We start from the raw sequence: 14,666 nt of genomic DNA on the forward strand, positions 1-14,666 counted from the left end.
TCCGAAACTCCCGGAAAGACGCCGTCCCACGTTGTTTTCGCGGGAAATTGTCCGGCTGCTTTCCGTCAGGGCCTGTTCGGAGGAATAGCTTTGAGATGACTTTGTGTAAACATTGAACTAGCGGAACTAGTTAATCTTGGACCTGCGCATAGGGAAAACATCCTCGGATGGAAAAGTTCCTCTTTTTTCAGAGAATTGTATTTCATGAGGAAACTATCTTAGGATCAAAATTAACCATTTTCCCGTCATTGTTTCGAGTCTTGGCCGCGCATTTTTTCGGAATTTCGGGAGCGTCACGGGAAAATGAGGTCCCAGCGATTCACTCCGGTAATTCGCTACCTCAACGCCGGATCGAAAGAACTTGGGCGGCGCCGTTTCCGTCCCGGATGCCGCCCGAAAAATCCCTGATTCCGGTGGAGCCGCCGGTTTTTCGTGCGCCTGTGCCGCTTCCGCGCCCTCCGGCCTCCGGCACCGCCGGGCCGCATTGCCGCGCACGGCCGCCGCAGTTGCACGTTGCCAGCCCTTGCCGCCCGCGCCATCCTCCCGGTGCGCCGCTCCGGACCGCCAGTCGCGGCCCGGCGGACGGAACGCAGAGGCAGAGCAGGAAGGGAAGGCAGGATGCAGGACGGCCCGGACCGGGAACGCCGCGCGGCGGCGAGCAGGGTCACGATACGCGCGCCGCTGGCCGCGGACATCCCCGCCCTGACCGAGGCCGCGAACCAGCCCGGCGTGCGCCGCGGCACGCTCCGCCTGCCCTTCACCGGCGAGGAGTTCCTGCGCCGCCGCCTGCTGGAGCCGCCGCCCGGCATGCACAATGTCGTAGCCGAGCTGGAGGGGCGCGCCATCGGACAGGGCGCGCTCGTCCTCGGCCAGGGACGGCAGCGCCACAAGGGCGAGGTCTTCCTCTTCGTCCATGACGCCTCCTGGCGGCGCGGCGCGGGACGGGCGATCCTCGGCGCCCTGCTCGACCTGGCCGACAGCTGGTACGGCCTGACCCGGATCAGCCTCGAAGTGATGGCCTCCAATGCCGCGGCCATCGCGCTCTACCGCCAGGCGGGCTTCGAGGAGGAGGGACGCCTGCGCGCCGACACGCTCTGCGAGGGCCGGCTGGAGGACGTGCTGGCCATGGCGCGGCTGCGGCCGCCTCCGGAGCGCGCGCCGTGACCGGCCGCCGCCCCCCCTGCCCCGCTCGGCCGTTGGGCCGGAAGACCCGCCCCGCGCATCCGGCCGCCGCGCCGCGGCAGGCATAGAAGGACCGACTGCCCATGACCGTATCCGCCTACCGCGTCGAAGAGACCGGACTGCGCTCCATGGATCCGAGGGCGGATCTGGCCGAGGCGCTGTGGATCGATCTCTACAACCCCGGCAAGGCCGATGCGGATCGGATGCGCGAGCTGGGCTTCGAGATCCCGCGCCTGAAGGACATGGGCCAGATCGAACCCTCGCAGCGGCTGACCCGCAAGGGCGAGGCCGACATGCTGACGGTGATGCTGACCGAGCCCTCGGGCGACGGCGACGACAGCTTCGCCCCGGTCACCTTCCTGCTCAGCGAGACGCGGATCGTCACCGTGCGCTTCCACGGGCCGAACCTGTGGAACGGCTTCTCGCTGGCGCGGCGCTTCACCCCGGGCGACGTGGCGGTGGCGCTGATGGCGCTCGGTGTCGGCCATATCGCCGACGTTCTGGAGAATTGGGACCGCGAGCTCGACAAGACCGCGCAGCTGGTCTTCAAGGACGAGGACATGGAAGATGCCGGCGAGCTGCGCGCGCTGATCCGCGCCACCGGCCGGATGGGCGAGGCGCTGTCGGACATCCGGCTGAACCTGCTGATCCTGCGCCGCACTCTGGTCCATCTGGAGCAGCTGCGAGTCGAGAACCGGGTGAATTTCAGCCGCAAGCAGGGGCTGAAGAATGCCGACCGCGACGTCGAGGCGCTGACCGTGCATGCCGACGCGCTGAACGGACGGGTCAGCCTCGCCATCGACGCGACCATGGGGCTGATCAGCCTCAGCCAGAACGACAACGCGCGCTACTATTCCATCGTGGCGACGATCTTCCTGCCCGCGACGCTGATCGCCTCGATCTTCGGGATGAATTTCGAGGACATGCCGATGCTGCACTGGCTGGCCGGGTTCGAGGTCTCGCTGGCGCTGATGGTGGGGTCCTCGCTGGCGATCTTCCTGTTCTTCGTGCTGCGCCGCTGGCTCTGAGCGCTTGCGCGCGACCGGCCGGGGGAACCGTGCTAGAGTTGCCGCCACGGAAGGTGGAGGGACGCAAATGACAGGAACTGCCGGTCCAGGCGCGGCATTCGCCGAACGCTACCAGTCGGTGCTCGTGCCGGTGATCTTCGAACCCTGGGCGCGCGAGCTGGTGCGCCGCGGCGCGCCGCGCCCGGGCGAGGACATTCTCGACCTGGCCTGCGGCACCGGCGCCGTCACCCGCGAGGCCGCCGCCCGTCGCGGCGGCGGGGGCCGGCTCGCCGCGGCAGATCACAGCGCCGGGATGCTGGAGGTCGCGCGGATGCAGGCGGAGGCGCAGGGGCTGCAGGCCGAATGGCTGGAGGCCGATGCCGCCGCCCTGCCCTTCGGGGACGATGCCTTCGACGTGGCCTTCTGCCAGCAGGCGCTGCAATTCTTTCCCGACCGGCCCGCCGCGCTGCGCGAGCTGCACCGCGTGCTGCGTCCCGGCGGACGCGCGGTGTTCTGCGTGCAGCGGGAGCTGGAGGCCAACCCGATGCTGCAGGCGCAGGAGGCCGCCCTGGCCCGCCATGCCGGACCGGAAGCGGCTGCGGCGGTGCGGGCGATCTGCGGACTGCCCGACGCGGAGGAAATCCTGCAGCTCTTTGCCGGGGCCGGCTTCCGGGACGTCGCCCTGGAAAGCGTCGCGATGGAGCTGCACCACCCCGACGCCCGCGAATTCGCGGCAGGCGCGATGGGCGGCATGCATACCGGCGACAAGCTCACGGGGATCGGCGGCGAGCGTGCCGCGCAGGCGGTCGACGACTTCCTCGCCGGCCTCGGCCCCTGCTTCGACGGCACCGGCATGCGGTTTCCGCATGTCTCGCATGTCATTGAAGCGCGGGTCTGATCCGGCCGCTTGCCGCGGCGCGGCACCGCCGCTAACCATCGGCAACCCGGCACCCGGGGCCGGACGGGCCCTCCGGCATGCCGGCCCGCGCGAAAGGGATTTCCCGTGATCATCCGCAAGCGGCCCAACATGCTGGGGCTCTTCTTCGTCCTCAAGGGATCGGTCATCCAGAAGATCTGGATCCAGGTGCTGGCGGTGGTGCTGATCTCGGTCGCCGTGGTCTTCGCCCACCGCAACCTTCCCGGGCTGGTGCCCTCGCTCGATCCCTCGCCCTTCGCGCTGATCGGCATCGCCCTGTCGATCTTCCTGAGCTTCCGCAACAGCGCCTGCTACGACCGCTGGTGGGAGGCGCGCAAGCTCTGGGGACTGATGGTGCAGACCGCGCGCGACATCCTGCGCCAGACCGCGGTGCTGGAGGGCATGCCGGAGCGGCGCGGCATCCTGATGGCAATGGCCGATTTCGCCCGGCGCTCGGCTGCGCAGCTGCGCGGCAGGCCCGAGGCGCAGACCGCGGACGACGCGCTGGCCGGCGCCGGGCGGACCGTGTCGCAGCTGGAGCGGGACGGACGGCTCACCACGGCCGAGGCGCTGGTCCTGCACGAGAGCCTGAACCGGATGGCGGCGTCGCTGCTGGGCTGCGAGCGGCTGGCCAACACGCCGGTGCCCTTCGCCTATACCCTGCTGCTGCACCGCACCGCGTACATCTACTGCACGATCCTGCCGTTCGGGTTCGCGGACACGCTGGGCTGGGTGGCCCCGCTGGCGACGGGGCTGGTCGCCTATGCCTTCTTCGGCCTCGACGCGCTGGCCGAGGAACTGGAGGAGCCCTTCTCCGCCAAGCAGAACGCCATGCCGCTGACCGCCTATTCCACCGCCATCGAGATCGCGATGCGCCATGGGCTGGGCGAGACCGACCTGCCCGGAATGCCGGAACCGGTGGGCTACGTGCTGACCTGACCCCCTGCCCCGCGGCGGCCGCCGCGGGCGCGCAAATCGGCACAGCCGCAGCCAAGATATCTTCAACTTGCGCCATGTCATGTTACGGTTGCGCCGCACATGGCATGTGGTTTCCGGCCGGGACGGAGCACCCCGGCTGCGGCGGTGAAGGCGGGACCGGAAGCCGCGATGCGTACCAGGCCGGGCCGGCAGGGCCCGCCCGGCCAAAAGAGGTGAGGACAGGTAGATGATGCATGACAAGGTCGCCGGCGCGGATGCCAATGCGGTCCGCCCCGCCCGCAACGATCGCGACCGCGAATTCCACGCCGCGATCGGCCGCTATACCGGGGGGCTCTCCCCAGCCGCGCTCGGCACGGCGACGCTGGACTGGTGGATGCACCTTCTGGGATCGCCCAACAAGCAGACCGAGCTCTACAACCTCGCCTGGGACCAGGCGATCGAGACGCTGCACCTGCCGGCCGCCTGCATCGCAGGCAAGGAGGACTGTCCCGAGATGGCGGCGATGCAGCGGGACCGCCGCTTCGCCGCGCCCGGATGGCGCAAGTTCCCGTTCAACGTGATGGCGCGCAGCTTCCTCAAGCAGGAGGCCTGGTGGAACGAAGCCACCTCCAGGGTGCACGGCACCGATCCGCGCCACGAACGGATCGTCAATTTCGCCATCCGCCAGATCGTCGATACCTGCTCGCCGTCGAACTATTTCTGGACCAACCCCGCGGTGCTGGAGAAGACCCGCGCGGAACGCGGCCAGAACATCATGCGCGGGTTCCAGAACTGGTTCGAGGATCTCAAGGACCAGACCACCGGCGAGAAGGAGCTCGACCCCGACTACAAGGTCGGCGAGGTGCTGGGCATCACGCCGGGCGAGGTGGTGTTCCGCAACGACCTGATCGAGCTGATCCGCTACGCGCCCGTGACGGGCGAGGTGCGGCCCGAGCCGCTGCTGATCGTGCCGGCTTGGATCATGAAATACTACATCCTCGATCTCGAGCAGCGGAACTCGATGGTGAAGTACCTCGTGGAGCAGGGCTTCGAGGTCTACATGATCTCCTGGAAGAACCCGACCCGCGAGGATGCCGAGAAGGGCATGGACGACTATGTCCGCGACGGCTCCCTTGCCGCGCTGGACTTCGTCTCGCAGGGCAAGCGCAAGGTCCATGCCGCAGGCTACTGCCTCGGCGGCACGCTGCTGTCGGCGACGGCCGCGCACGTCGCGCACCGCGATTTCCGGCCGGTCGCCTCGATGACGCTGATGGCCGCCCAGGTCGATTTCACCGAGGCCGGCGAGCTGTCGCTCTTCATCTCCGAGTCCCAGGTGTCCTTCCTCGAGGACATCATGAAGACGCAGGGCTACCTCGATGCCGAGCAGATGGCCGGGGCCTTCACCATGCTCAGGTCGAACGACCTGTTCTGGAGCCGGATCATCACCCAGTACATGATGGGCCAGCAATCCGGGAAGAACGCACTGATGGCCTGGAACGCCGACAGCACGCGGATGCCCGCGCGGATGCACACGGAATACCTGCGCGGCCTCTTCCTGGAGAACCAGCTGGCGCGCGGCCAGTGGAGGGTGCTCGGCCACACGGTGAACCTGACCGATCTCGACATGCCGATCTTCGCCGTCGGCACCGAGACCGACCACGTCGCGCCCTGGCGCTCGGTCTACAAGATCAACCTGCTGACCGACACGGACGTGACCTTCGTGCTGACCTCCGGCGGGCACAATGCCGGGATCGTCTCCGAGCCCGGCCATCCGCGCCGCCACTACCGGCTGCTCGACAAGCCGCAGGGCGCGCCGCACCTGTCCGCCGACAGCTGGCTGAACAATGCCGATCTGCGCGAGGGGTCCTGGTGGGAAGCCTGGGCGTCCTGGCTGGCCGAGCGCAGCGGCGCTCCGGTCCCTGCCCCGGCCGCACCGAAATCCCTCGGCCCGGCACCGGGAACCTATGTCTTCGGCTGATCCGGCCGGGCATCCGAACGCCGGGGGCAGCGCCATGCAGGCGCTGCCCCCGTGCATTTCCGGCCGGAAATCGTTCGCAGGCATGCATTATGCGCATGGCAGGGCTGAAGGATTGTGGGTTGCCGCAGCGCAGCGTTAGCCCTAACTTGAGGACAACGACGTCACGAGTGACCGAGTAAATGGTTTTCCGCGGGTTCCTCCTCCTCCCTGAACCCGGGAAATCGGCGGCGGCCCTCTCCTCCTCCCCGGGTCGCCGCCCCTTATTCCCCCCGCCCTCCCTGCATCTGCCGCGGCTCCCCTCCGTCGAGCAGCCGGACCTCGCGCTGCGGGAACGGGATGGCGATGCCGCCGGCCTTGAACGCATCCCAGAGCGCCAGGTAGACCGCGCCGCGCACATTGGTCAGGCCCGCGGTCGGGTCGGTGATCCAGAAGCGCAGGATATAGTCTACCGAACTGTCGCCGAAGCCGGTGATGTGGCAGACCGGCGGCTTGGTATCCAGCACCCGCTTGACCGACAGCGCCGCCTCCACCGCGATGCGCCGAACCTCGTGCGGATCGTTGGCGTAGGCCGTGCCGAAGAAGATGTCGAGCCGCACGAATTCGTTGGAATGGGACCAGTTCACCACCTGCCCGGTGATCATGTCCTCGTTCGGAATCAGGTATTCCCGCCCGTCCCGCGTCACCACCGAGACGTAGCGCGCGCCGAGCGCGTTGATCCAGCCGAAGGTCTCGCCCAGCGAGATCACGTCGCCGGGCTTCACCGACTTGTCCAGCAGGATGATGATCCCCGAAACGAGGTTCGACACCACCTTCTGCAGGCCGAAGCCGAGCCCCACGCCGATCGCGCCGGACAGCACGGCCAGCCCGGTGAGATCGACGCCGACCGCCTTCATCGCGAAGAGAAAGGCCGTCCCGTAGAAGGCCAGCTGCACCACCTTGATGGTCAGAACCCGCATCGACGGGCTCATGTCGTCATTGGCGTTGATCCGCGCTGCCGAGATCCGCGACAGGAAGCGCGCGGTCGCCAGCAGCACCGTCACCGCCACCGCGGCCTGCACCACCATCCAGGCCGAAATCGTCAGGCTGCCCAGATCGACGGTGATGCCCGACATCAGCGCGACGAATTGGTCGGTCTGCCCCAGCACTGTCAGGGTCAGCCAGATCCACGCCCCGTACTGCACCACGGCACGCAGCGCCCGGTTGGCGATCAGCCGCGCTGCCAGCGCGACCACGATCCAGGCAAGCGCGAGGTTGCCGATGATGGTCAGCAGGAAGGACCGGCTGGGCCAGGTGGTCTGACGCAGCATCCAGATCGTGCCCCAGATCAGCGGCACGAAGATCAGCCCCCGCAGCCTGCGGATCAGCACAAGCGCAGTGCGCATCCGCCACATCGGCCAGCCCTGCCGGGTCCGCAGCCAGCCATGCAGCCGCGGCCCCGCCAGCCGGGCCGCGAAATGGGCCAGTCCGAACAGCGTTGCCGCGATCAGGATCTGGTAGCCGACCCAGGGCCGCAGCAGCGCGCCCAGCTGGATCTTGAGGAAATGAAAGATGTCGAGCCCGTAGCTCGCGGTCTGCTCGAACAGATCTGGTTCCATGTGTCCTGCCTGTTGCCGCCGGGTCTCCACCTTGCCGGGAAACAGGCCCTGCCGCAATCTGCCCTGTCTGCGCCGCGCCACACTGCCCGACCGGCGCGCGCGGCACGGCTTGACTAAACGCCGCCGCGGCTGTCCACTTGCCGGGCGAGCGAGGTCCATCGGGACCGGTCCCGCTCTCCGGCGGCGCTTGTCCGGCGCGATGCCTTGCATTTCCGCCGAGGCTCGCATGCTCACTTTATGTCCGGTAATCATCCTCAAGGCGGACTGCGCGCAATTCAGGACGGCCGGGCGCCCGCTGCACCTGCCTGCCTGCCGCGATCGCGCAGCTCCCTACCTGCGCATACAGGAACTCCTGCGGGCACGCAGTCGGGACGAATGGGAAAGCATGTGGAAGACCCGGGGTCCCGGCGCCTGCGGCAGGCCGGGCATCGGCGGTTTTAACGGCCGTTAAATCTCTGCGGCGGGTCCGTCCGGCAGGTTTAACGGCCGTTAAACTCAGCCCCGCCCGTTGCGGCGGAGCACTTCCTCGAAGGCGCGGCAGGCCTCTTCGAGGACGTCGCGGGACAGTTCGGAATAGTCGACCGGCGACTTGATGCGGACCTCTCCCTTGCGGGCGGTGACCTTGGCGGCGCCCATGCGGAACTCCGTCTTCACCGCGGAGCCGCGGCCCGAGCCGCGCGGATCCGGAGCGCGGTCGGTGCGCTCGATGAAGTCGCGCAGCAGCCGCAGCTGACCCTCCATGCCCTCCGCCGCGGCCAGGCCCTTGCGAAGGGCCGCGGCGTTGCCGTCCTCCAGCGCGCGGACCACCTGCACGCCGAGATCCCGGGAGATTTCGCGCGGGTCGATCAGGACGCTGCCGAAGTCCTGAAGCAGCCGGACGAAGGCGTTGACATAGGAGCGCTGCGCCGGGCTCTGCGCGTGGTAGAGCCGGTTAACCGCCGCACGGGCATCGGCGACGCCGGTTTCGGGATCGTTCGCCACCGCCATCGCCAGCCCCGCCAGTTCGGACAGCGACAGGTTCTTCCGCACCACGTTCTCGGTGACCATGTCGACATAGCGGTCCATCCGGCCGGTCGCCTGGGTCTCCACCTTCGCCGTCACCAGCGAGAAGCGCGGATCGCCGGTTTCCTCCAGCAGCATCTTCAGCGCGTTCAGCCGCCGCCAGCCGGAGGTCAGAGAATAGCCGCTGCCGTCCTGCTGCACCGTCACCGGCTCCTTCTGACCGAGCGCGCGGATCGACTGCTTCAGCTCCTCCATCTCCGGGCTCTTCAGCTCGCCCGCCAGGTCGGAGCGGTCGCGCGCCAGATCGTCGGCACGGATCAGATCGAGCGGCAGCCGCAGCAGCACCAGCCCCGCATCCATCGCATCGCGCCATTGCCGCGCTTCCTCGGCGTTGCGGCGGCGCTGCTGCTTGAGGTCCTCTTCGGACCGGTCGAGCGCGCGCGCGGTCTCGCGGATCGCGGCGCTCATCGGGCCGGGCTTGGCATCCGGATCGGGCTTGGGCGCCGGGCGGCGGGCGGTGCCGGGGGTGATGTCGAACTTGGACTTCGCCATGTCAGCCAGCCTTCCGCTTCAGTTCGCCGTCGCGCGGCCATACTGAGAGGATCGTCTCGCGGAATTCCTCGTAGGCCTCGTCGAAGCTCTTGCGCGCGCGCTTCCACGTGTCCCGCGTCATCTCGCGGTAGTCCTGCTCGTAGATCGAGTTCTGGAACCGGCCGGACTGCTCGACCGCGCGGGTCATCTCGATGGCATGCTCGCAGACGCGCCCGGCAAAGACATTGTGGAAGGCCCGCTTCATCGCCTCGTGCAGCTCGTTGGAGGCCTCGTAGCGGGTCATCAGGACCCGGATCGCCAGGAACTCCTTCGGCAGGCTCAGACGTGCGCCGTCGGCATGGCCGGCATAGCCCGCCGAGATGTCCTCCATCGCGGTGGCCAGCTGGCCCAGGAAGGAGGTGGTGGAGTCGTATTCCCAGTAGCCGGGACCGGAGGGGATGTAGAGCACGTCCGCCGCGAAGGCCGCATTCAGGGACTGGTAGCCGATGGCCGGCGGGCAATCGAAGATGATCAGGTCGTAATCGTCCTCGGGCAGCTCGTCGAGATAGCGCGACACGCAGCCGAAGAAGGTCCAGCCGGGATGCAGGTTGCGGTACTGGGCCGAGGCGAATTCCACGAAGGCCGCGTTGGCGCAGCTGGGGATGATGTGTATCGAGCGGCCCCAGCAGGTCGGCAGGATGAAGTCCGAGAACTTCTGGCGGCCGATCGACTGGACGTCGTCGGGTAGCTCGTAGCTGGCGGGGTAGGGGCAGTCGTCGGGATCGTCATAGGTATCGACGATCCGGTCGGCCTCCTTGCAGAGGTCGCGGCACATGATGCCCCAGACGGTCTGTTCCTCGCTGACGGCCGTGAGGCCCATGGAATGGGTCAGCGTCGCCTGCGGGTCGAAGTCGATCACCAGAACGCGGTAGCCGTCCAGCGCCGCGGCATGGGCCAAGTGCTGGGCGACCACCGTCTTGCCGACGCCGCCCTTGAAGTTCGACACGCCGATGCGTAGCGCGCGGCCCTTCGGGCGCGGCGGCATCAGCGACTTGTTCTTGAACTTCAGCCCGCGGCGCAGCCGGGTGATCTCGTCGATGGTGAACCAGCGCTGGCCGTTCGACTTCTCCACCATGCCCTGGGGCAGCTCGGGCTGATCCATCAGCCGCTTGCGGAACGTGTCCTGGTTCACCCCGAAGATGAAGTTGGCCACCTCCCAGGTGGAGAATCGCCGGAGCTGCTTGGTATCGTCCGGAGAGAAGGTCTGCTCGCGCACCGCCTGCTGCTGCTGCAGGCTCGCCTCGTTCATCATGCGCAGTGTGGTATGGTCGTCCATTGCCCTGATCCCGCCATTTTCGTTGGCGGCAGAATATCGGGATATGCTGATTAGAAAACCCGGAAATTCCGGAATATCGGGATTTGCCCCACGGTGTTGCATTCGGCCAATTCTTGGGTAAATCGACTCCGATACCCGCTAGGGATAGCGGCATGGGGGCGGGGGACACAGTTCCGGTCCCGATATTCACCAGCGTTTGACAAAATCCGGGATTGGCTCCTAAACTTCCGGGAATGACGCAAGAATCGGGACAGCCGACTCGGTCATTGACGGCAACGAGCAGCAGCAAGGAGGCACAGCAGGCCGGAAAAGAAAGAGGCGCCAGATTTCTCCGGACGCCCCATCTCATGTTTTGCACCCTGAGGATGGCTCCCGGAAATCGCAAAGTCAACAACGCCTGTCGGGCGAATGGCTGGTTTTTGCCCGCACTCCCGGTCCCGTGACATCGCGATGACGCATTTTCCAGAACCCGCCATCAGGCGGGGCGGCACCGGCTTGCCTTCGGCACCGGGCAACGGGGCGCTCGCCCCGCACAAGTGGCGCGACCTGATGGACCCGCTCAAGGCCTGCGCCTCCGCCCTGGACCTCAACGGCACCGACATCCATTTCCTAGACGTGCTGCTCAGCTTCGTGCCCGGCGACCGTCTCGCGACGGATGCCGGGGGCCGCTGCATCGTCTTTGCGGCCAACGCGACCATCGCCGCCCGGATGGGACGGTCCGGCGACAGCACCGTGAACCGCTGCATCCGCCGCGCCGAGGAGCGCGGGCTGGTCCGCAGGGTCCTGTCGCCCAACCGCAAGCGCTACTGCCGCACCGGCCGCAACGGCGAGACGCTGCGTGCCTATGGCATCGACCTGGCGCCTCTGGCGGAGAACCACGCCCGGCTGATGGCCCTGCTCGCCCAGGTGGAGGAAGAGAACGCCCGCACCGACACGCTGCGACGGGACTGCGCCGAGTTGCTGGCCCAGCTGAAGATGCGGGGCGGAATCTGCGACGGGACGCTGGTCGATTTCCGGCGCCGCCTCCGCCGCAAGCCCGCCATGGCTGCGCTCACGGACCTGCGGGCCGAGCTGGCAGAGTGCATCGCGACGACCTCCGGATCCGCGATTCCGGGCGACAGCGCCGACCGCAATGAGCAGCACATAGAACACCATACCCCAAATACCCTTGAGTCCCGCAAAGCAAAGGATGACGGCCTGCGCGAAGAGGACATCGAAAGGGCATTCCCGCTTCTCGCAAGCCTCTTGCAGGGCAGGGGCCATCAGTCCGACTTCATCCACCGTCTCGATGCCGCCGCACGGATGCTTCCAGGCGCAAGCCGGGCATGGCAGAGAAGCTGCAGCAAGCTGGGTCCGGCATCCGCCTCCATTCTGCTCGGCGCCGTGCTTGAACGCCATGACAGTATCGCCAATCCCGGCGGCTATCTGCGGACGCTCACCGACCGGTGCGAAAGCGGCGAACTCGATCCCGGCCAGCTGGTCCGCACGAGCCTTGGCCGGAAGCGGCCCAGCAGGGCAGGGGGGATGGGAGCCCCGCGCGAAAGCCTCGCCTCCGAAACTGCATGAGCCGTCTTGCCCTTGGCCGCGGTCCCGGCGCAGAGTGCCGCCAGTGCCCGCGCATCCGCGGAGTTCCGAGTGGCGGAGCGTCGATCCCGCCGAAGGCAGTCTCCGGACTGTTCCGGACCCGGAGGTTCTGACATGGCACGCGACGAGCCGCAGGCAGCGCTGAAACCGCAGCCCCCGCACGAGACCCGCCGCGCGGTCGAGCTGCCGGGATGCGCCCCCAAGCCGAGCGGCGAGGACTTGCAGGCGCCTGCACTGGTCCAGCGGATCATGGCCGCCCCGAACTACCGCCGCGCCGACGAGGACATGGACTTCCTCCACCGCGACGGGATGCGCGGAACCCGGCTGCTGCTCGACTACCAGAAGGCCGAGACGCTGCTGGAGGAACACGGCATCGCCCATGCCATCGTCGTCTTCGGCGCAACGCGGATCGGCGAGCCGGTCCATGCGGCGGCGCGGGTGGCCGAACTGGAAGCCGCGGCTGCGGCGGATCCGGCGGACGGCACGCTTGCCCAACGGCTGGCCGTCGCCCGCCGCCTGGAGGAGAAGTCGCGCCATTACGAGACGGCCCGCGAATTCGGCCGCATCGTCGGGCGGCAGGAAGGCTGCCACGGCAACCGCCTGGTGGTCGTGACCGGCGGCGGCCCCGGCATGATGGAGGCGGCGAACCGCGGCGCGCACGAGGCCGGGGCCCGCACCGTGGGGCTGAACATCACCCTGCCGCAAGAGCAGTATCCCAATCCCTATGTCTCGCCCGAGCTCTGCTTCAGCTTCCGCTATTTCGGCATGAGGAAGCTGCATTTCCTGATGCGGGCCCGCGCGCTGGTGGTCTTCCCCGGCGGCTACGGCACGCTGGACGAGCTGTTCGAGACGCTGACCCTGATCCAGACGCGCAAGATCCGGCCGGTGCCGGTGGTGCTGGTCGGCCGCAGCTTCTGGGAGCGGGCCGTGGATTTCGACTTCCTCGTCGAGGAGGGGGTGATCGATCCGGAGGACCGGGACCTGTTCTGGTTCGCCGAAAGCGCGCAGGAGATCTGGGACGACATCCTGCGCTGGTACGAACGGGCAGGGCGGCCGCTTGCAGGCCGGCCCGAGCCATGCGCCGGGGAGGGGCTGCCATGAAGATATCGTTCCACGGAGCGGCCGGGGAGGTCACCGGATCCTGCCATCTGGTCGAATGCAACGGCCGCCGCATCCTGATCGACTGCGGCATGTTCCAGGGCGGGCATGACCTTCACGAGGACAACGCGGCGGAGTTCGGCTTCGAGCCGCGCGACATCGACCTGGTGCTGCTCACCCATGCGCATCTGGACCATTGCGGGCGGCTGCCGCTGCTGGTCAAGCGCGGCTTCAGCGGCGAGATCATCTCCACCGCGGCCACTGCGGAACTGGCGCGCCTGGTGATGCTGGACTCGGCGCATCTGCACGAGGAGGACGCGCGGCGGCACCACCGCCATGGCGAGCGCGGCGGCAACTACGAGCCGCTCTACGACACGATGGACGCGCTCGACGCGGTGGACATCTTCGGCCGCAAGGTCGGCTACCATCAGAGGATCAAGCTCTTCCCCGGGATTGCCGCGACCTATTTCGACGCCGGGCACATCCTCGGATCGGCCTCGATCCTGCTGGAGCTCGACGAGGACGGGCGCAAGCGGCGGGTGCTGTTCTCGGGCGATATCGGCCCCTGCGACCGGCCGCTGCTGAACCCGCCGGTGCCGCCGGGGGATGCCGACGTGGTGATCATGGAGTCGACCTATGGCGACCGCGACCACCGCTCGCTGGACAGCTCGGTCTCGGAATTCCTCGCCGCGATCCACCGCGCCGACGAACATGGCGGGCGGGTGATCATCCCGACCTTCGCGATGGAACGCGCGCAGGAACTGCTGTGGTTCCTGCGCCAGGGCATGGAGGACGGGCGGCTGCGCAGCTCGATGCGGGTCTACCTGGACTCGCCGATGGCGATCTCCGCCACGCGGATCTTCAGCCGCCACCCCGAGGCAATGCGCGCCGAGCTGGCCGGGATGATCCGCGACGGACAGGACCCGTTCCGCCTGCCCAAGCTGCATTTCGTCCATGAGGCGCGCGACTCGATGCTGCTGAACCGCGGCGACGCGCCGTCGATCATCATGGCCGGGTCCGGCATGTGCACCGGCGGCCGGGTCCGCCACCACCTGCGGCACAATCTCGGCAAGGCCGAGAGCAGCGTGATCTTCGTCGGCTATGCCGCGGCGGGCACGCTGGCGCGGATCATCATCGACGGCGCGCGGGAGGTGAAGCTCTTCGGCGAGCAGATCCCCGTCCGGGCACGGATCCACACGATCAACGGCTTCTCCGCCCATGCCGGGGCAGGCGACCTGAAGCGCTGGCACGCGCGGACCGGGACGCCGGAGAGGACCTTTCTGGTGCATGGCGAGACCCGCGCCCTGGAGGCGCTGTGCCGCGCGCTCGGCCCGGAGCGCACCGAGATCCCGCAGATGCACCAGAGCTACGAACTGTGAGGCCGGACGGCCAGGACAACCCGGAAATAGCCCGTCCGGCGGTGTCCGGACCGGGTCCGCTGCGGGGCGCGAGCTGGGGAAAACAGGTGGTAATTTAGCTGTCCAACCCTGTCAATTCTTGAATTCCGACGTGGGAATTA

At 67.8% G+C, this 14,666-nt stretch carries 11 protein-coding genes; 8 read left to right on the forward strand and 3 right to left on the reverse strand.

Annotated features, from left to right (window positions below; genetic code table 11):
• Positions 1-618: 618 nt before the first annotated feature.
• From HCC78_RS18195 to HCC78_RS18215, 5 genes are all read left to right on the forward strand, one after another.
• Positions 619-1,164, forward strand: a complete 546-nt coding sequence (locus HCC78_RS18195; RefSeq protein ID WP_172330224.1) for a GNAT family N-acetyltransferase — start codon at positions 619-621, stop codon at positions 1,162-1,164.
• 101 nt (positions 1,165-1,265) lie between these two features.
• Complete coding sequence (locus HCC78_RS18200) at positions 1,266-2,210, forward strand: CorA family divalent cation transporter (protein WP_172330225.1); 945 nt, start codon at positions 1,266-1,268, stop codon at positions 2,208-2,210.
• 67 nt (positions 2,211-2,277) lie between these two features.
• The gene (locus HCC78_RS18205; protein WP_172330226.1) at positions 2,278-3,087 is read left to right on the forward strand and encodes a class I SAM-dependent methyltransferase; all 810 of its coding nucleotides are present in this window, start codon (positions 2,278-2,280) and stop codon (positions 3,085-3,087) included.
• Between the two features lie 105 nt (positions 3,088-3,192).
• Positions 3,193-4,044, forward strand: coding sequence for a bestrophin (locus HCC78_RS18210; protein ID WP_172330227.1), 852 nt, complete (start codon positions 3,193-3,195; stop codon positions 4,042-4,044).
• A 226-nt stretch (positions 4,045-4,270) separates the two neighbouring features.
• On the forward strand, positions 4,271-6,001 hold the full coding sequence (locus HCC78_RS18215) for an alpha/beta hydrolase (protein ID WP_172330228.1): 1,731 nt from the start codon (positions 4,271-4,273) through the stop codon (positions 5,999-6,001).
• A gap of 260 nt (positions 6,002-6,261) precedes the next feature.
• Here the strand turns inward: HCC78_RS18215 and HCC78_RS18220 are convergent, their stop codons facing one another.
• The 3 genes from HCC78_RS18220 to HCC78_RS18230 form a co-directional block, all read right to left on the reverse strand.
• Positions 6,262-7,596, reverse strand: a complete 1,335-nt coding sequence (locus HCC78_RS18220) for a mechanosensitive ion channel family protein (protein WP_172330229.1) — start codon at positions 7,594-7,596, stop codon at positions 6,262-6,264.
• 495 nt (positions 7,597-8,091) lie between these two features.
• Positions 8,092-9,150, reverse strand: a complete 1,059-nt coding sequence (locus HCC78_RS18225) for a ParB N-terminal domain-containing protein (RefSeq protein ID WP_172330230.1) — start codon at positions 9,148-9,150, stop codon at positions 8,092-8,094.
• Between the two features lies 1 nt (position 9,151).
• Positions 9,152-10,465, reverse strand: coding sequence for an AAA family ATPase (locus HCC78_RS18230; RefSeq protein ID WP_172330231.1), 1,314 nt, complete (start codon positions 10,463-10,465; stop codon positions 9,152-9,154).
• Positions 10,466-10,915: 450 nt separating this feature from the next.
• On the opposite strand from HCC78_RS18230, the gene repC reads away from it, so the two are divergent.
• The 3 genes from repC to HCC78_RS18245 all read left to right on the forward strand — a co-directional run bounded on the left by repC (position 10,916) and on the right by HCC78_RS18245 (position 14,526).
• A complete protein-coding gene (repC, locus tag HCC78_RS18235; RefSeq protein ID WP_172330232.1) occupies positions 10,916-12,031 on the forward strand; it encodes a plasmid replication protein RepC in 1,116 nt (371 codons plus the stop codon).
• A gap of 132 nt (positions 12,032-12,163) precedes the next feature.
• Positions 12,164-13,150, forward strand: a complete 987-nt coding sequence (locus HCC78_RS18240) for a TIGR00730 family Rossman fold protein (RefSeq protein WP_172330233.1) — start codon at positions 12,164-12,166, stop codon at positions 13,148-13,150.
• Complete coding sequence (locus HCC78_RS18245) at positions 13,147-14,526, forward strand: MBL fold metallo-hydrolase (RefSeq protein ID WP_172330234.1); 1,380 nt, start codon at positions 13,147-13,149, stop codon at positions 14,524-14,526. The genes HCC78_RS18240 and HCC78_RS18245 overlap by 4 nt, the downstream gene beginning before the upstream one ends.
• The last annotated feature ends 140 nt before the right edge of the window (positions 14,527-14,666 follow it).

The sequence above is a fragment of the Mangrovicoccus sp. HB161399 genome, assembly GCF_013184745.1.
Taxonomy (GTDB): Bacteria; Pseudomonadota; Alphaproteobacteria; order Rhodobacterales; family Rhodobacteraceae; genus Mangrovicoccus.